Source organism: Burkholderia plantarii (assembly GCF_001411805.1).
Taxonomy (GTDB): Bacteria; Pseudomonadota; Gammaproteobacteria; order Burkholderiales; family Burkholderiaceae; genus Burkholderia; species Burkholderia plantarii.
In genome coordinates this window covers 2,272,739-2,289,831 of the sequence record NZ_CP007212.1, presented here as the reverse complement: position 1 = coordinate 2,289,831, position 17,093 = coordinate 2,272,739, and the positions used below count along the sequence as shown (strand labels likewise).

General features: G+C 70.2%; 15 protein-coding genes and 1 pseudogene. 12 read left to right on the top strand and 4 right to left on the bottom strand.

Annotation, left to right across the window (positions count from 1 at the left end; genetic code table 11):
• The first annotated feature begins 178 nt into the window (after positions 1-178).
• Both bpln_RS38165 and bpln_RS38160 read left to right on the top strand, forming a co-directional pair.
• Positions 179-775 (top strand): NAD(P)-dependent oxidoreductase, encoded by a 597-nt coding sequence (locus bpln_RS38165; RefSeq protein ID WP_275472429.1) that lies wholly within the window; start codon positions 179-181, stop codon positions 773-775.
• Positions 718-1,140, top strand: a complete 423-nt coding sequence (locus tag bpln_RS38160; protein WP_275472428.1) for an NAD(P)-dependent oxidoreductase — start codon at positions 718-720, stop codon at positions 1,138-1,140. Before bpln_RS38165 ends, bpln_RS38160 begins: the two co-directional genes overlap by 58 nt.
• A 281-nt stretch (positions 1,141-1,421) precedes the next feature.
• Here bpln_RS38160 and bpln_RS09760 read toward each other — a convergent pair whose 3' ends face one another.
• The gene (locus bpln_RS09760) at positions 1,422-2,480 is read right to left on the bottom strand and encodes a LacI family DNA-binding transcriptional regulator (RefSeq protein WP_042625058.1); all 1,059 of its coding nucleotides are present in this window, start codon (positions 2,478-2,480) and stop codon (positions 1,422-1,424) included.
• Between the two features lie 343 nt (positions 2,481-2,823).
• Between bpln_RS09760 and bpln_RS09755 the strand changes: the two genes are divergently transcribed.
• From bpln_RS09755 to bpln_RS09740, 4 genes are all read left to right on the top strand, one after another.
• Positions 2,824-3,723, top strand: coding sequence for a LysR family transcriptional regulator (locus bpln_RS09755; RefSeq protein ID WP_055138698.1), 900 nt, complete (start codon positions 2,824-2,826; stop codon positions 3,721-3,723).
• A gap of 255 nt (positions 3,724-3,978) precedes the next feature.
• Positions 3,979-4,509, top strand: coding sequence for a DoxX family protein (locus bpln_RS09750; RefSeq protein WP_042625056.1), 531 nt, complete (start codon positions 3,979-3,981; stop codon positions 4,507-4,509).
• Positions 4,510-4,553: 44 nt separating this feature from the next.
• Entirely contained in the window at positions 4,554-5,180 is a 627-nt protein-coding gene (locus bpln_RS09745) for a sigma-70 family RNA polymerase sigma factor (protein WP_055138697.1), read from the top strand.
• A complete protein-coding gene (locus tag bpln_RS09740) occupies positions 5,167-5,808 on the top strand; it encodes a DUF1109 domain-containing protein (protein ID WP_055138696.1) in 642 nt (213 codons plus the stop codon). The genes bpln_RS09745 and bpln_RS09740 overlap by 14 nt, the downstream gene beginning before the upstream one ends.
• Positions 5,809-6,030: 222 nt before the next feature.
• Here the strand turns inward: bpln_RS09740 and bpln_RS09735 are convergent, their stop codons facing one another.
• Positions 6,031-6,732: a uracil-DNA glycosylase gene (locus bpln_RS09735; RefSeq protein ID WP_082465252.1), complete on the bottom strand. Its 702-nt coding sequence runs from the start codon at positions 6,730-6,732 to the stop codon at positions 6,031-6,033.
• Between the two features lie 285 nt (positions 6,733-7,017).
• Between bpln_RS09735 and bpln_RS09730 the strand changes: the two genes are divergently transcribed.
• From bpln_RS09730 to bpln_RS09715, 4 genes are all read left to right on the top strand, one after another.
• Entirely contained in the window at positions 7,018-7,278 is a 261-nt protein-coding gene (locus bpln_RS09730; protein WP_055138695.1) for a hypothetical protein, read from the top strand.
• 287 nt (positions 7,279-7,565) lie between these two features.
• A complete protein-coding gene (locus tag bpln_RS09725) occupies positions 7,566-8,702 on the top strand; it encodes a glutathione-independent formaldehyde dehydrogenase (protein WP_042625052.1) in 1,137 nt (378 codons plus the stop codon).
• A gap of 414 nt (positions 8,703-9,116) precedes the next feature.
• Entirely contained in the window at positions 9,117-10,745 is a 1,629-nt protein-coding gene (gene glgA, locus bpln_RS09720) for a glycogen synthase GlgA (RefSeq protein ID WP_055138694.1), read from the top strand.
• 494 nt (positions 10,746-11,239) lie between these two features.
• Entirely contained in the window at positions 11,240-11,716 is a 477-nt protein-coding gene (locus bpln_RS09715; protein ID WP_055138693.1) for a hypothetical protein, read from the top strand.
• An 80-nt stretch (positions 11,717-11,796) separates the two neighbouring features.
• Here the strand turns inward: bpln_RS09715 and bpln_RS09710 are convergent, their stop codons facing one another.
• Both bpln_RS09710 and bpln_RS09705 read right to left on the bottom strand, forming a co-directional pair.
• Positions 11,797-13,020: a hypothetical protein gene (locus tag bpln_RS09710; RefSeq protein ID WP_209444921.1), complete on the bottom strand. Its 1,224-nt coding sequence runs from the start codon at positions 13,018-13,020 to the stop codon at positions 11,797-11,799.
• A 329-nt stretch (positions 13,021-13,349) separates the two neighbouring features.
• Positions 13,350-14,885 carry a S8 family peptidase gene (locus tag bpln_RS09705; protein WP_042625048.1) on the bottom strand — a complete coding sequence of 512 codons (1,536 nt, stop codon included), beginning with the start codon at positions 14,883-14,885 and terminating at the stop codon, positions 13,350-13,352.
• Between the two features lie 572 nt (positions 14,886-15,457).
• Between bpln_RS09705 and bpln_RS09700 the strand changes: the two genes are divergently transcribed.
• A complete protein-coding gene (locus bpln_RS09700; RefSeq protein ID WP_055138691.1) occupies positions 15,458-16,570 on the top strand; it encodes an acyltransferase family protein in 1,113 nt (370 codons plus the stop codon).
• A gap of 68 nt (positions 16,571-16,638) precedes the next feature.
• Positions 16,639-16,842: pseudogene (locus bpln_RS33840) on the top strand (TolC family protein); the annotation flags it as partial.
• Positions 16,843-17,093: the final 251 nt, after the last annotated feature.

Below are 17,093 nucleotides of genomic sequence, written 5' to 3'. Positions count from 1 at the left end.
TTCTTGCGCGCACCCGCTTCCCGGGGCGCGTCCGGCTGGCCGAACGGCGGCCGCGCCCGCGTGGCGGGGCGCCCGCCGGCGCTGCCTGGCGCTCGAACGACTTACCGGGCGGCGTGGCTTCGGCTACACTTGGTTATCGGTAACCATGCCTATCAAAATCTAACATGAGGAGATGCGGATGTCCAAGGAAGCCATATTGGTTGTTACCCGATATCCGGAGGCCGACATGGTCGCGCTGGGTGAACGGTACGAACTGCACGTGCTGGCCGAGGCGCCCGATCGCGCCGCGCTGCTGGCCGGGCTCGCGCCGCGCGTCAGGGTGCTGGCCACCAACGGCGAAGCGGGCGCCGACGCCGCGCTGATCGACGCGCTGCCGAAGCTGGAGATCATCGTCTCGTATGGCGTGGGTGTGGATGCGATCGACCTCGCGCATGCCGCGCGGCGCGGCGTGCGCGTGACGAACACGCCCGACGTGCTGACCGAGGACGTGGCCGACATGGGGCTCGCGCTGATGCTGGCGGTGGCGCGCGAGATTGTGCGCAACGACGCGCGCACGCGGGCCGGCGAGTGGGGCCGCGAGGCGTTCACGCTGACCTCGCGGATGTTCGGCAAGCGGCTCGGCATCGTCGGGCTCGGGCGCGTGGGGCGGGCCGTGGCGCGCCGCGCGGCCGCCTTCGAGATGCGCATCGCCTATACCACCGGCAGCGCTTCGACGACGTGCCGTATGCGTTCCATGCGAGCGCGGTCGAGCTGGCGGCGCAGGCCGACTACCTGATGGTGTGCGCGGCGGCCGACCAGATGCCGCGCGGCGCGATCGGCCGCGAGGTGTTCGACGCGCTCGGGCCGGACGGCTTCCTGATCAACATCGCGCGCGGCAGCATCATCGACGAGCCGGTGCTGATCGACTATCTCGGCGACGGCCGGTTGCGCGGCGCCGCGCTCGACGTGTTCTGGAACGAGCCGGCCATCGACCGGCGCCTGCTCGCGCTGCCGAACGTGGTGCTGCAGCCGCACCGCGCGAGCGCGACCGTGGAGACGCGCGCGGCGATGGCCGGGCTGGTGCGCGCGAACCTGGAGGCATATCTCGAGGGCCGGCCGCTCGTCACCGAGTTCACGGCGCATCTGGCCAAGGCGGGCTGACGACGGGGATTGCCGCGAGAGCGGCCGTGCTTCGCGCCGGCCGCCGTGATGCGACGGCGGTTGGCGTGCGAGGCGGTGATGATCCTGCGACGACCGGCTACGACGGCTACGACCAGCGACGACCGGCTACGACCAGGCGGGCGAGGGGCCGGCCGGCATCGGCTTCGAGCGCGCCGGTTCCAACCGGGCGGCGCCGGCGGCGCGCCCGAAGCGGGGCGCAGCATGTTGCACGTCGCGCCGTGTGTCGGGCCGCCCGTCCGGCCGCCCGCCGCGGCCTCGCCTTACGCGCTTTCGCGCGCGACCACCTCGTAGGGAATCCGGATCAGCGGCGGCGCGTCGTGCTGCTGGCGCTGCGCCTGCACCGAGGCGATCTCGCGGCGCGAAACGTTGGGCCGCTCCGAGCCGTCGATCGCGGCGAGCAGCGACTGGCCCGTCGAGTGACCGATCCCGTAGGCATCGACCGAGATCGTCGTGATGGTCGGATAGCAGTGGCGCGAGACCTCGAAATCGCCGAAGCCGGCCACCGCCAGGTCGCCCGGCACCGTGAGCCCGAGCCGGTGGCAGGCCATGATCGCGCCGAACGCGTGGATGTCGCTGGTACACATCACCGCGTCGGTGTCGGGCCACTCGGCCAGCAGCTGGTTCAGCGCGGCGCTGCTGTGGCCCATCGCGGCGCCGTGCGCCATGTCGTTGGCGGGGGTGGGCCGCACCACGTCGCGCGGCGCGTGCAGGCCGGCTTGCTCGACCGCCGCCAGATAGCCGTTGCGCCGCGCGATGCCGCGCAGGTCCAGCAGCGAGCTGCTGCCGATGAAGCCGATCCGGCGATAGCCGCGCTCGTACAGATAGCGCGTCATGGCCTGCGCGGCGTCCTCGTTCGAGAAGCCGACCACGCGGTCGATCGGCCGTCCCGGCAGCTCCCAGGTCTCGATCACCGGGATGCCGGCCTGCTCGAGCATCGCGCGCGCCTCCGGCGTGTGGTGGCCGCCCGTCACCACGATGCCGCGCGGCTGGTGGCTCAGCAGCGAGCGGATCAGCGATTCCTCGCGCTCGGCGATGTAGTCGGTGTTGGCGAGCAGCAGGCGCAGGTTGCGCGTCTCGACCACGTCGTTGATGCCGCGCACCGTGTCGGCGAAGTTCGAACTCGACAGCGACGGCACCACCACCGCGATCACGTTGTTGCGGCCCGACGAGAGCGCGCCCGCCACCGCGTCGGCCACGTAGCCGGTCCTGCGTACCGCGTCCATCACGCGCTCGCGCGTGACGTCGCTGACGTGCTGGCCGGTCAGCACGCGCGATACCGACATCTTCGAGACGCCGGCGAGCCGCGCGACGTCGGCCATGCGGACCGGCGCGCCCGGCTCGGGCAGGGAATCGTGGTTTGCACTCATGGGTTCTGGAAACTGCCGTTCGGGTCGGACGCCCGCGTGCTGCGCGGTGGTCGCGGCATCGCGCACCGCCCCCCGGCGCGCGACGCCCGCGGGACGGGCGACAAGCGCCAATTGTAGCGTCCCCGCCCGCAGCTTCCGGCGCGGCGCGCGGAATCCGGCCGGGTGGGGCGGCGATTCGCGGACGTGAGGTGGATGGTCGATGCGCGGTGGGCGCCGCTTGCCCGCCCGGCTTCCATATCCATCGGCCGGGAAACTGAGTAGAGTGACGATCCTTTCCGATCGATCGACGCCGCGCATGAATACAGCTGCCTGGTCCGAAGCGCAGACCTTCCTGTCGGTGGCCGACGCCGGCGGCTTCGGCGCCGCGGCGCGCGAACTCGGCGTGACCCAGTCCACCATCAGCCGGCGCGTGGCCGTGCTCGAGGCGCGGCTCGGCGTGCGGCTGATCGAGCGCACCACGCGGCGCGTGGCGCTGACCGAGGCGGGCCTCGCCTATGCCGCCGAGCTGCGCGAGATCCTGCTGCGGCTCGAACAGGCCGACGCGCGCGTCCAGCAGGGCGCGCCCGAGCCCGAGGGGACGCTGCGCGTGACGATGCCCACCGGCTACGGGCGCGCCCGCGTGCTGCCGTGCGTGACGCGCCTCGCGCGGCGCTATCCGAGGCTGCGCTTCGAGGTGGACCTGTCGGATCGCTACGTCGATCTGCTCGACAGCGGCTACGACGTGGCGATCCGCGCCGCATCCACCCCGCAGTCGGGCGTGATCGAGCAGCGCATCGCCTCGGTCGGCATCCTGCTGTGCGGCTCGCCCGCCTACGTGGCCGAGCATGGTCATGTGGCGCGGCCGGACCAGCTGATCACGCACGACTGCCTCGCGCTGCGCACCTACGCGCCGCGCACCAGCTGGCGCGTGACCTGGCGCGGCGAGCCCGCCGAGGCCGCGATCGCGCCGAAGATGCTGGTCAGCGACGTGTTCGCGCTGCGCGACTTCTGCGCGGCCGGGCTCGGCCTCGCGGTGCTGCCGATGTACGCGGCCGACACGGCGCTGGCCGACGGCAGCCTCGTGAACGCGGCGCCCGAGCTGCGCTGGGCCGATCTCGACATCTATGCCGCCCATGCGCGCGACCGTGCGAGCCTGCCGAAGGTGCGCGTGCTGATGGACGCGCTGCTGCATCCCGAGGACGCCGCCGCGCCTTGAGCCGTGCGGCGGGCGATGTGGTCGTATCGATTCCCGCGTCCGTCCCGCGTTCATCCCCGCATTCGTCGCCATCGCGCGTGTCATTCCGGCCCCGTTCCGCTCCCGCCGGCCGTCTACAAGAAAATCCCGAAGCGCCTGTAACCGTTCGGCGCCGCCGAACGATCTGATCCATGACAGGCGCGACACGACCGTGCGCGCGCCGATCACGGATCTCGCGGCCCCCTCGCGGGCCGCCACCCGATACAGGATGCCTTCATGACGCCGCTTCGCTCGCTGTTCCCTCTCGCCGATCCCGCCTGGCTCGCCGCGCGGCTGCAAAGCTGGGCGCCGCTGCCGGTGCGCCTGATCGTCGGCTACGGGTATGTCGCCCACGGCTACGCGAAGATCGTCAAGCATCCCGAACATTTCGCGGCGATCCTGCAGGCGCTCGGCGTGCCGGCGCCGCACCTGATGGCCTGGGCGACCATCGCGATCGAGCTGCTGGGCGGCCTCGCGGTGCTGGCCGGCGCGTTCGTGCCGGTGGTGGCGGTGCCGATGCTGGTGGTGCTGGCGGTGGCCTCGCTCACCGTCCACCTGCCCTACGGCTTCACCTCGATCAAGCTGATGGACGTGGTCCATGGCGTGCCGCAGTTCGGGCCGCCCGGCGTCGAGACCGACCTGCTCTACGTGGCGGGGCTGCTCGCGCTGGTGTTCGGCGGCGCCGGACCGTTCGCCGTGGACGGCCTGCTGCGCGGCTGGTACGCGCGCCTGCATGCGCCGCGCGCGGCCGGCCGGGTATCGGCCTGAGCGCGGCGGCAAGCGGTGTCTCGAACCTGTCCGCGCGTGTCTTCATGACGACCGGCGACGCCGATTGCGCCGCCGGGCGCGATGTGCCGGCGCCCGAACCGGCCTCGGCCGCGAGGCCCGACGCCGAACGGCGGCTCACGGCGCTGCTGCTGCGCGCGCTCGACGGCGACAAGGCCGCCTATCGCGCGTTCCTCGTCGACCTGACGCGGTTCCTGCGCGCGCGGCTGCGGGCCAGGCTGCGGCGCCGCGACGAGGACGTGGAGGATCTGCTGCAGGAGGTGCTGATCGCGGTCCACCACGGCCTCGAGACGTTCCGGCCCGACGTGCCGCTGACGGCCTGGATCAGCGCGATCGTGCGCTACAAGGTGGCCGACCACCACCGCGCACGGTTTCGCTGGGACGCGCTGCACGCGCCGCTCGACGACGACGGCGAGCTGTTCGTGGAATCGGACAGCGAGGCCGCCGACGCGCGGCGCGACCTGCAGCGCCTGCTGGCGACGCTGCCGAAGGGGCAGCGCGAGCCGATCGTGCATACGCGGCTGTGGGGCATGTCGGTGGCGGAGACGGCGGCGGCCACCGGCATGTCGGAATCGGCCGTGAAGGTCGGCGTGCATCGCGGGCTCAAGGCGCTCGCCGCGACAATACGAGGAAAAGGCGATGAACACCGATGAACTGATCATGACGCTGATCGATGCGCCGCGGCCGCCCGGGCGCGCCGCGGTGAGCCGGCGGCTCGGGCTCGCGGCGCTGGCGGGCATCGTCGTCGCGCTGCTGTTGCTGCCGGCGATTCGCGGCGACACGATGCGGCTCGCGCATGCGCTCGGCACGCCGCTGTTCTGGGTCAAGGTGATGTTGCCCGCCTCGATGACGCTCGCCGCGCTGCGGGTGGCCGCGCGGCTGGCACGGCCCGGGCTGGCGGTGGGGCGCGCCTGGCTCTGGCTTGGCCTGCCGCTCGCGGCGGTGAGCGTGGCGGCCGTCGCGGTGCTGGCCGCGGCGCCGCCCGAGCTGCGGCCGGCGCTGGTGCTTGGCCATACGTGGCGCACCTGCTCGCTTTATATCGTCGGACTGTCGGGCGTGCCGCTCGTCGTGCTGCTGCACGCGATGCGCGGGCTGGCGGCCACGCGGCCGAGCGTGGCCGGCACCGTGGCCGGGCTGCTGGCCGGCGCGATCGGCACGCTCGCCTACAGCTTCCGCTGCCCCGAGACGGCGGTGCCGTTCTGGGCGGTCTGGTATTCGCTCGGGATGGCCGTGCCGGCGCTGATCGGCGCGCTGGCGGGGCGGCGCGCGTTGCGCTGGTGAGCCGTTGCGTCGTGCCTCGCGGCGCGTCGAGCGGCCGGCACCCGAGGCCGGCGCGTTCGCGATGAAGCGGGCCGCATGCCGAAGGCGGCGATGGCTTGGATGGCGTTGAATCGCATCGGGAGCGCTGAACGCGCCGATCGCATCAGGTGCGCCAACCCGCCAACCCGCCAACCCGCCAACCCGCCGGCAGCACCAACAGCATCCCGCTCCCGCCCGGCGCCCTCAGGCGAGCCAGGCCGAGCCGCCGCGGGCCGGATCGATCCACACCGCCGACGGCACGCGAGGCTCGCCGCCGCCCGGCGGCGCCGCTTCGTCGGCCGCCTGCGCGAGCCGGCGCGCCGCGCGCAGCGCCTCGACGATCTGCTGCCACGCGCGTTCGCGCGAATCGGCGCCGCGCGTGCGCAATACCTGGGCCGGCGCCAGCGTCGCGATCACGCGTTCGCCGCCGGGCAGCCGGTACGGCAGCGGCATGCGATGCACCACCGCGTCCGGATCGTCGAGCACGGCGCGCAGCGCGACGGCGCCGAACGCCACGATCACGCGCGGCGCGACGCTGCGAATGTCGCGTTCGAGCCAGTAGCGGCAGGCGTCGATCTCGTGCCGCGTCGGCGTCGCGTCGCCGACCTGGCTGCCCGGCGCGGCGCGCTGGATGTGCTTGAGCGCGTAGGTGGCGTGAATTTCGCTGCGCGCCAGCGACGCCTCCGTCAGCGCGCGGTCGAGCAGGCGCCCGGCGGTGCCGCCGAACGGCCGGCCCGTGCGGTCCTCGTGCTTGCCGGGTTGCTCGCCCACCAGCATGATCGCGGCACGGCGCGGGCCGGCGCCCGCCACCGGCCGGGTGGCGGGCTCCCACAGCCCGCAGCGCCGGCAGACGTCGAGCGTGGCCGGCAGATCGGGATCGGCGGCGGGGAAGATCGGATCAGACATCGGCGGCCTCCGTGCTGCGGGAAAGGGGCAGGCGCGACGCGACGGGCGGCCGGCCGGCGGCGAGGGCGAGGCCCGGCGGGACGACCCGGCGGGGGGCGTGTGGTGCGGGTGGCGAAGATGGTCCAGGCGTCATGTCGAGGTCGTCTCCCGGGGCGGGTGCCAGCAAGCAGCAATCCGCGTGCCACGCGTGTGACGGCTTCGAGTCGACCGCGCGACGGCCGGGGAATGGGTTTGCCGCGCGGGGGAACCGAACCCGACCGAACCTGTTTTCTCGCGAGGCCCGCAATGATCCCGGGTACGAAGCCGTGGCCCCTGCCGCCGCGGGCGCGGGTCCGCCGCGGCCAGCTCACCGGCGTGCCGAGCCGCGAACAATGCCACCAACGTCTCGCCGCGCGTTTTCACGACCCGACGTTCCGCGCCGAGGACGCCACGCCCGCGCGGCTCGAGGCCGGGAACGTGGCCGAGGTGGTAGCGAACCGGATTCAGCAGCTGCGCGCGGGCGCGACGGCGCCCGACGCGGGGCTCGCCACGCGGCGCGCGAAGTGAGGCGGCGGCTGGCAACGCGGTCGCCGCCCTTGCCGGGTGCCTTCCAGCCGGGTCCGCACTCGTGCCGCGATCGAACCGCATCGATTCGAGCCCGGCGGCGCCTCGTTACGCGGTTTGCAGTTTTTCCCCGCCCGCGTCGCCGGCCCGGCACCGGCTGCCGGCGCCGCCCCGAGCCCGCCGCCGGCCGGCGCGGCGGCTCCGCGCCCGCGCGGCACGTCCGATGCTGAAGCGAAGGGGGCTGCCGTGCGCAGCCGTCCCGTTTCCCAACCCTGCAAAGGAGTCCCCCGATGAAAGCGCTGGTTTACGAAGGGCCGCGAAAGGTCGCCATCAAGAACATGCCGGATGCGCGGATCGAGAAACCCACCGACGTGCTGGTGAAGATCACCACCACCAATATCTGCGGGTCGGACCTGCATATGTACGAAGGCCGCACCAACATGGAAACCGGCCGCATCCTCGGCCACGAGAACCTCGGCGTGGTGGTGGAGGTCGGCGGCGGCGTGGAGCGCGTCAAGGTGGGCGATCGCGTCTGCCTGCCGTTCAACATCGGCTGCGGCTTCTGCAAGAACTGCGAGCGCGGCCTGACGGGCTTCTGCCTGACGGCGAACCCCGGCATGGCGGGCGCCGCCTACGGTTTCGCCGGGATGGGGCCCTACAGCGGCGGGCAGGCCGAACTGCTGCGCGTGCCGTTCGGCGACTTCAACTGTCTGCTGCTGCCGCCCGACGCCGAGGAGAAGGAAAACGACTACGTGATGCTGTCCGACATCTTCCCGACCGGCTATCACGCCACCGTGCTGGCGGGCGTGGAGCCCGGCGACAGCGTGGTGATCTACGGCGCCGGGCCGGTGGGCCTGATGGCGGCGATGTCGGCGCAGATCCGCGGCGCGAGCCGCGTGATGGTGGTCGACACGCACGCAGACCGGCTGGCGCTGGCGCGCAAGCTTGGCGCCGAGCCGATCGACGACAGCGACGGCTCGGCCGTGGAGCGCGTGCTGGAACTGACGGGCGGCGAGGGCGCGGACCGCGGCTGCGAATGCGTCGGCTACCAGTGCAGCTGCCATGGGCGCGAGGTGCCGCACGCCACGCTCAATTCACTGGTGAAGACGGTGCGCCCGACCGGCGGGATCGGCGTGGTGGGCGTGTTCGTGGCCGAGGATCCCGGCTCGCCCGACGATCTCGCCAAACAGGGCAAGCTCGCGTTCGACTTCGGCCCGTTCTGGATGAAGGGGCAGCGCATCGCCACCGGCCAGGCCAACGTGAAGGCCTACAACCGCAAGCTGCGCGACCTGATCGCCGCCGGTCGCGCCCAGCCCTCGCGGATCATCTCGCACGAGTTGCCGCTCGAACGCGCGCCCGAGGGCTATGCGAACTTCGACGCGCGCAACGACGGCTGGACCAAGGTGGTGCTGAAGCCGGCCGCCTGATCGACGGCGGCGGGGCGCCCGCGCCCGTCCGTGCCCGAACATGCCGGCCCGCCGACGACGCCAGCGCCGACGGTGCCATCGACGGCTGGCAGAGGCCCGCCGGGCCGGGCGCTGGCGAAAACTACAAGCGTCGATCGGCGTGATGTCAAAACTACATACGGGTATCGGGCGCGCGCTGCGCCTTGGCCTGTTGCTGCCCGGTGCCGGCGATTCGGACCCCCCATGTATGGCGCGCCGTTTGGTGCTCTGCAGCAGATTTTCTCCGCGTGCGCGCAAAGCTGGCTTGGAGATTGCTAAATACCCACTGTCCAGTTTCGGGAGCGGCCCCTGTCGAGCGACCGCTCCCCGATGGCGGGCTGATACATGCCGCGCCCGCATCGAATTTCATTCAACCGAACCCAGTGGGGAGTTACCTTGTCGCTTAACGTCCTGATGGTCGCTGCCGAAGCTGCGCCGCTTGCCAAGAGCGGCGGCCTCGGCGACATGGTCAGCGCTTCGGCGAGCGCACTGCGTCAACGCGGCATCGACGCATCGATCCTGTTGCCCGGTTACGAATCCGCCTTCGATCGCGCGATCGCGCCGACTCCGCTCGGCACCATCCGCGATCTGCCCGGCGGCGACGCGCGATTGTGGCGCGCCGCGATGCCCGACTCCGACGTGCCGGTCCTGCTGCTCGAAATGAAGCATCTGTACGGACGGCGCGGCAGCGGGCTCTACCAGGACGAATGCGGGCGCGACTACGTCGACAATTTCGTGCGCTTCGCCTCGCTGTCGGCCGCCGCCGCGCGGATCGCCGCGGGCGTGCGCGGCGTCAAGCGCCCGCGCATCGTCCACGCGCACGACTGGCATACCGGCCTCACGCCGCTGCTGATGAAGCTGGCCGGTTCGCCGGCGCGCAGCATCTTCACGATTCACAACCTCGCGTTCCAGGGCAACTATCCGCCGGGCCTCGCGCCCTATGCGGGGATTCCGTCCGAACTGCTCGCGCCGGCGCCGCACGAGCCGCACAGCATCGAGTTCTACGGCGCGCTGAGCTGCATGAAGGCGGCGATCGTCTACGCGGACCGCCTGACCGCGGTGAGCGAGCGCTACGCGCAGGAGATCCTCACGCCGCACTTCGGCAACCGCATGGAAGGCGTGCTGGCCGCGCATGCCGGCAAGCTGTCGGGCATCGTCAACGGCATCGACGACGCGCTCTGGAATCCGCGTGACGACGCCGCGCTCGCGCAGGGCTATGGCGTGGACGATCTGGTTGGCAAGCACGCCTGCAAGCGCGAGCTGCAGCAGAGCTACGGGCTGCAGGTCGATCCGTTCGCGCCGCTGGTCGCGATCGGCAGCCGGCTCACCGGGCAGAAGCTGGCCGACGTGGTGTGCGAGGCCATTCCGGCCGCGCTCGCGCGCTGGCCGCGCGCGCAGTTCGCGGTGCTGGGGCAGGGCGATGCGGCGATCGAGGCGGAACTGCGCCGGCTGGCCGCGCAGTGGCCGGGGCGGCTCGGCGTCCACATCGGTTACGACGAGACGCGTGCGCACCGGCTGCACGCGGGCGCCGACATCCTGCTGCACGCGAGCCGCTTCGAGCCGTGCGGGCTGACCCAGCTTTACGCGATGCGCTACGGCACCGTGCCGGTGGCCTCGCGCGTGGGCGGCCTGGCCGACACGATCACCGACTGCCTCGCGGCACCGAGCGCCGACGATGCCGACACGCCGCAGATCGGCGAGGCCACCGGCTTCCTGTTCGACGGCGAGCACGTAAACGACGTGGTGCAGGCGCTGGGGCGTGCGTTCGATCTGTTCGCGCAGCCGAAATCGTGGCGCGTACTGCAACGCAACGCGATGAATCGCGACTCGAGCTGGGAAGGGCCGGCCGCGCGTTATATCGAGCTCTATTGCCAACTGGCCGGCGTGCCGGTGCCGCGCGCGACCGCCGTGCAGGCGTCGGCCACGCATCTCGAGACGGTCGTGCGCGAGCGCGCCGCTCCGCGCATGAACGCGGTGGCCACGCGACGCGCGCGCGTGCCCGCCGAGGCGCGCAGCAGCGCCTGACGAGGTGCCGGCAGGCATGCGCGGAAGGGAGATGGCGGGGCGATTCGCACTGCGAAATGATGGATCGATGCGGCTCGGTGCATGACGGCCGTGCGCGGCGGCTCGCGTTGCCGCGACACGCGCCGCCGCCGCCGGCTTGCCGCCGATCCCCCGCAGCGTCGCATGCGTGTCGAGCTTTCCATCGCCTTCCCATCGTCGCCATGAACCCGGCGTGCATCGGCCATCGAGGCCGACGATCCACCGTGTTTCGATGAACTTTCCCCGCGTCTTGAACGCCCGTTGACGGTCGAGCGACACGCAGCCCGCGGCTTCGGGAAAACGGTGCGGTGCCTTGATGCCGATGCCCCGGACCGACGCGCCCCGTTGCCACGACGCATCCGGTCCCGTCGCCCGACGCTGCCGGCCACGGTCCATGGCCGGCTCCGGCAGTCCTCTCCGCCATTGCGCCCACGATCTCGCATCGCCCTCGATGCGTCTTACCGGAGGTATTTTCCGTGCGAATCCTGACAGTCGTCTCCGTCTTTCTTTTCACGCTGCTGACAGGTTGCGCCGCGTATCGGACCCATGAGGCGCGCGAGGTACAGGACGGCAAGCTGGTCGGCTCGAATGTGCTCGATCTGGTGCAGTCGGTGGGGATTCCCGACAAGACGATGAAGCTCGTCGATACCGGCGGCTCCGGCGATCGCATGACCGCGCAGTGGAATTTCTCCAACGCCGACGCGGCGCTCGATCTGAACGTGATCGTGCTCGACCTGAAGGTGGGCGGGGCCGGCAAGTGCAGCATGACGGCCACCGTGGATCGCTGGGGCGGCAAGGTGCTGGCGGTGAATTTTCCGCAGGCGCACAGCGACAGCATCGGTTCGGACTACAGCGCCTGCGAGCCGCTCGTCGAGGAAGCGCTCACGCACATGCCGCATACGCCGATCGATCCGAAGTACGACGCGTTCGCGCTGGTCGGCGCGGCGAAGTGAGGCGGGGCTGCGCCGCGGTGTTGCGCGCGACCGCCGCATGGCCCAGGTCGGCGGCGCGCGCTGGTTGCGCCGGCATGCGTCTACAGGCAGTGGGCCATGTCGGCCAGTCTGGCATCGGTATAGCCGGCCTGGTTCGCGGCCTGCTTCAATGCGTCGGGCGTGACGGGCGCCGTGGCGACGCCGTTCTTCATCGGCAGGCTCGCGTTGCCCAACACGATCATGGTCACGCCGCTCCCGATACCCGTGTAGGCGCGCACGTCGGCGGGGCTCCGCCGCTTGCCCGGATCGTCGCAACGATCGTTGGCGGCGTCGGGCCGCGACGTGTAGGGTGCCTTGATCGCGAGTTCGGCGTCGTGGCAGCGATTGGCCACGCTGATCGGGCCGATCTTCGGTGGCGTCTGCAGCGCGCCGTAGCGCAGCATCTCGTGCAGCGCGATCGAACCTTCGCCGAACGCGGGCCCGGTGTCGTTGACGACCGCCAGCGTGGAGCGACCTTGGTAGGCAGCGTAGACCACGCGCCCTACCAGGTCCGCATGCGTCCTCGGTACCACGATGCCGGGGACGGTCAGCGAATCGATCGCCTGCGGTTTGCCGTCGACGAGCTGGTTCAGCCGCGTCATCGACACGTAGTAGCCGATTCGTCCGCCTTCGATCCGGTCGAGTCGATCGGCGCCGAGGCGCGGGCGGCCTTTGCCGTTGCCGATGGTCTTGGCGCCGTCGCCGCGGCAGACGAGCGTTTTCGTGGCTGGCGGAATCGGATCGACCTCGATCGCGTAGACGCAGAACTCGGGCGTGCCGGGACCGAATTGACCGTCCTCCGCGGTGCGAAAGGCTTTGGCGCAGTCCGTCAGGTGTTTGCGGCAATCCACGGCGGGGTTGAGCCGGTTCATGCCGTTGGCGATATAGGTGAAGCCGCGATCGTCCTGCGTGTACGACGCCTTGGCGCCGTCCGGATTGACGTTCAGCGGGCCGGTCACGCCGAAACTGCCGTCCTCGAACTGCGCGCCTGGCAATCCGCCGATGGTGGTCCGGCCCGGACAGGTCAGCGATTGCGCGGCGCCCGTGGCGGCCGTGAGCAGCGAGAGGGCCGTGAGGCCCGCCATCAGCGAAACCCCGCGGATGAAGCGTGATGCCGTTTTCATGAGGATCCCCGGTTGGTTGACTGCCTGTTCGACGTTGAAGGTCTGGCGTGTCGCTTGTCTCGGCGCGGAAGTCCGGTGGTCGCGAAGCGTTGGCGTCACCATCGAGCGCGCCCGGCGAGTTTGACTTGAGATCGATGGCGGTGACAACAAGGTAATCGTCAATATTCGGTAATTCAAACGTCTGTTTGGTGTGGGGAGGGTGGGGATTTTTCGTGTCGACGTCCGGGTGGCGATCGGATGTCATCGTCGTAACGTTTGCGCCGGAGAAATCCGGCCGGTGCGTGGCGTGGTGTCGGTTTTTTCGTGGATGGCGGCGAGGCGGTGACGGAGCGGATCGTGCCAGCCGCGAGCCGGCCGATCCTTTGGTGAAAACCAGGAACGATCGACCGGCGGCGGTTTTCTTCCCGGGCAGGCGTTGCCGCCGGTCGCCGGATTTGCCGTGCCGGGCGGCGGCATCCGTGCGGCACGGCTGATCGAGTGCGCGTCGCCCGCTATTGCCGCGCTGCGCTGACGGCCGCGCCCGCATCGAGCAGGCCCGCGCCGCAGGTGCTGGTCGAGCAGCCGGAGCCGCTCGGGAACGGCCGTGCCGACGCCTGCAGCTTCTGCAGCACCTGCGCGGGCGTGAGCGAGCCGTTCGCCGCCAGCATCAGCGCCACGGTGCCGGCCACGTGCGGCGTGGCCATGCTGGTGCCGTTGTAGGACGCGTAGCTGTCGGCGGCGGGCGAGGTGGCGCCGCTGTTGAGCGTCGAGAGGATGTTCACGCCCGGTGCCGCGATCTTCACGGCCGTGCCGAAGTTGCTGAAGCTCGCGCGTCGTCCGTTCACGTCGGTGGCGGCCACGGCGATCACGTTCTGGCAGTTGGCCGGCTGCGAGGTGGAAACCTGCGCGGCCTCGTTGCCGGCCGCGACCACCACCGTCGCGCCGGCGCCGACCACCGCGTTGATCGCGCTCTGATAGGTGCGGCTGCAACTACCGCCGCCGCCGAGGCTGAAGTTCAGCACGCGCGCCGGCGTGCGGTTGGCGGGCGCGCCCGGCACCGCGAGCCCGGCGGCCCAGCGCATGCCGTCCGCGATGTCGCTGAGCGTGCCGCCGCATTTGCCGAGCACGCGCACGGGCAGGATCTTCCCCTGCCACGAGATGCCGGCCACGCCGCGGCCGTTGTTCGAGACGGCGCCGATCGTGCCGGCCACGTGGGTGCCGTGCCACGAGCTGTCGCTCGCGAAGGTGCGGCCGAACTGATCGACCTGGCAGCGGTAGAACGGGCCGTCCGGATCGTCGACTTCGCGCTGCGAAACCCAGTCGCCAGGGTCCGAGGCGTCGCTGTCGCGGCCGTTGCCGTCGTTCGCGCCGTCCGGGTCCGAGATGAAGTCGTAGCCGGGCAGGACGTTCGCGGCAAGGTCGGCGTGGGGGCGATAGCCGGTGTCGACCACCGCCACCACCACGTTCGCGGAGCCGGTCGTGAGGTCCCACGCCTTCGGCAGGTTGGCGCCGCCGATGCCGCCCGCGTAGCCCCATTGCTCGCCGTAACGCGTGTCGTTCGGCACCAGCAGCGCGTGCATGCGTGCGTCGGGCTCGGCGTACTCGACCGCCGCGTCGGCCGCGAAATCGTTGGCCAGCGCGGCGGCGTCGGCGGCCGGCAGGTTGCGCTGCAGGCGCAGCACGGTCGCGCCGTCCGCCATCTCGCGCTTCACGCCGATGCCGGCGGCGGGGTCGCTCGCGTTGCCGGGTGCCGAGGCCGCCGCCGCGCCGAATGCCCGCGTCGTCACGCGAGCACGGCGCGCGGCGAGCACGCGGTCGATCACGCCATGGATATCGGGCACCGCCGCTGCCGTCGCGATCGACGCCGCGCCGCGCGCCGCGACCGCAGCCGGTTTCAGCTTGACGATCAACTGGTTGACGCTTTCGGACGCGGCGCCGGCGGCAGGCACCGAGGGTGCCTGGGACTGTGCCTGCGCGAGCGACGCGCAGGTTGTCGACACGACGCAAGCGACAGCCAGATAAGAAGTAGTGCGAACAGATTTTTTCATGTCATGCCCCAAAGAGGATCGAATGGAATGCGTGTCGGGAATCAGACCGCTGCTGAATTGCGTTGCTGCTTTACCGCAGAGGCGGTGAGGCGATGAAGCAGGCGCGCGAATGCGCGTCATGATGCCGGCCGCATGCGTGAAGCATGCCGCCGGTGGAATACGCTCAGGTTCGTTTGTCTGGGCACTGCCGCCGTGCCGGAAAGCGACACGACGCCGGAACAATGATCAGGATTGCTGATGGAACTGGATGCGAATCGGCATGGCGCCGGATGTGGCATCCCCCTCGTTGTATCGTTGTCTTTCTACTGGCTTGCGCAAAATTATCTTGCCGTAGGCTGTGTGTCAAACTTTTTTAATGAAAAGATAAAAAAGTTAGCTCGGCAGGATAGGTGCCGGATGGCGCGCGTGATGCGGCACGGCGGCGGGTGCTTCTCTGCGGCGGGGCTGAGTGCGGTGGCTGGCCGTTCCGGATGCGCCGCGTCTCGTTGGACGATCGCCGCCTGCACACCCATTGTGAGTGGCAGGTGGACGACAATGCGTATTCGCCCGACAACGAACGACACGGAGACACGATGGAGTTGAACGCGCGCAGTCATGGAGTGGACCTGCTGCGAGGCACGGCGATCCTGCTCGTGCTGATCCTGCATTTCCACCTGACCTACCGGCTGGACGTGCTGCCGTTCGACCTGCCGTGGCTAGCCGACGCGATCCGCGCGGTGGCCCGCAACGGCAACTATGGCGTGACGATGTTCTTTACCGTGTCCGGATATCTGATCACGTCCACGTCGCTGCGCCGGTTTGGTTCGCCACGAGGGATTCGCTTCGCGACGTTCTACCGTTTCCGCGCCGCGCGGATTTTGCCGTGCCTCTTGCTGGTGCTGGCGATCATGGTCGCGCTCGCTTTACTCGGCCTGCGCTCGTTTGTCGACAAACCCGGCACCGTGAGTTTGCCGGTGGCCGTGCTGTCGGTGCTGACCTTCTGGCATAACGTGCTGATGGCCAGGGTCGGCTATTTCAACTACGCGATGAATATCCTCTGGTCGCTGTCGGTGGAGGAGGTGTTTTATCTGGGGTTTCCGTTGGTTTTCGCGTGGTTGCGCCGGCCGCGGTATATCGCATGGTGGTTGCTCGTGCCGATCGTGTTTGCGCCGGTTTATCGGTATTGGCATCGCGATGACGAGATCGTCGCGCTTTATGGGTATTGGGCATGTTTCGATGCGATCGCGATGGGGTGCTGCGTCGCGTTGATGCCGGGGGTGCGGATGCGGCGGGAGTGGCGTCTGGTGTTGCAGGGCGTGGCCATCGGGGCGATGGCAATCACTTATCTGTGCGGGCCGATCATGCGGCATGTGGTGTGGGGTGTGTCGGTGATGGCGTTGGGTTCCGCGGTGCTGTTGGTTTGCTTCAGGATCGGGCAGGAAGAAGGGCGGCAGGCGGCATCGTCATGGGTGCCGCGCGTGATTCGCTGGTTCGGGCAGCGCAGTTATGAGTTGTATCTGTTTCACATCGTCGTGCTCGGTGTGTTGCGCGAGTACCTGACGCGCGAAAGCATTGGGGTGCATGCGAAGCCGCTTTGGCTGGTGGCTTACGCTGGATTGGCGGCACTGGTTGCCGGGGGCGTGTTTCGGTGGTTTTCCGAGCCGGTGAATCGGGCGCTGCGTCGGGATGGTGACCTGCCTGTCTGATCCCGACACGGTTGACGAAGCATGGTCGATTCGGGAACCCCCCATCCCTAACGTCCCCAATCCATCTCGCGCAGCAGTCCTACGCGGCGGCCGAGCACCGCTACCAGATCGGCGTGGGCAGCATCCTGGAACTGCTCAATACGCAATCGGCGCTCGCCAACGCGAAGAAACAGCGGATCCAGGCGCTGACGGACTGGCGTTCGGCGCGGCTGCAGCTAGCCTCGAAGCTGGGCCGCCTCGACATGGACAGCCTGGCGAGCGCGATGCGCTGAGCGCCGACGGGCGGCGCCCGCCGCCGCCCGATCGACGGCCCTGCCCGCGCAGCCGGCCCTCCGCCGGGGCGAGCCCGAGCCCGAGCCCGAGCCCGACTCGCTGCCGAGAGCCGCAAGACGCCTCTCGCGCCCCCGTCTCGTGTTGATCTTCGCCCCTCTGCCCCCCGTTAGGCCACCCTCGGCAGGCCGGCCCCACCCCGATTGATCGAATCCCTCAGTTTTTTGATCGATTCCCTCAATTCGTCTAAAGA

Bases quoted from the DNA above. Each gene is read 5' to 3' on its own strand.
- bpln_RS09725 (WP_042625052.1), top strand. From the start codon at position 7,566: ATGAAAGCGCTGGTTTACGAAGGGCCGCGAAAGGTCGCCATCAAGAAC.
- bpln_RS38165 (WP_275472429.1), top strand. From the start codon at position 179: ATGTCCAAGGAAGCCATATTGGTTGTTACCCGATATCCGGAGGCCGAC.
- bpln_RS09745 (WP_055138697.1), top strand. From the start codon at position 4,554: ATGACGACCGGCGACGCCGATTGCGCCGCCGGGCGCGATGTGCCGGCG.
- bpln_RS09755 (WP_055138698.1), top strand. From the start codon at position 2,824: ATGAATACAGCTGCCTGGTCCGAAGCGCAGACCTTCCTGTCGGTGGCC.
- bpln_RS09740 (WP_055138696.1), top strand. From the start codon at position 5,167: ATGAACACCGATGAACTGATCATGACGCTGATCGATGCGCCGCGGCCG.
- bpln_RS09730 (WP_055138695.1), top strand. From the start codon at position 7,018: ATGATCCCGGGTACGAAGCCGTGGCCCCTGCCGCCGCGGGCGCGGGTC.
- bpln_RS09705 (WP_042625048.1), bottom strand. From the start codon at position 14,885: ATGAAAAAATCTGTTCGCACTACTTCTTATCTGGCTGTCGCTTGCGTC.
- bpln_RS09750 (WP_042625056.1), top strand. From the start codon at position 3,979: ATGACGCCGCTTCGCTCGCTGTTCCCTCTCGCCGATCCCGCCTGGCTC.
- bpln_RS09760 (WP_042625058.1), bottom strand. From the start codon at position 2,480: ATGGCCGACGTCGCGCGGCTCGCCGGCGTCTCGAAGATGTCGGTATCG.
- bpln_RS09700 (WP_055138691.1), top strand. From the start codon at position 15,458: ATGGAGTTGAACGCGCGCAGTCATGGAGTGGACCTGCTGCGAGGCACG.
- bpln_RS09735 (WP_082465252.1), bottom strand. From the start codon at position 6,732: ATGTCTGATCCGATCTTCCCCGCCGCCGATCCCGATCTGCCGGCCACG.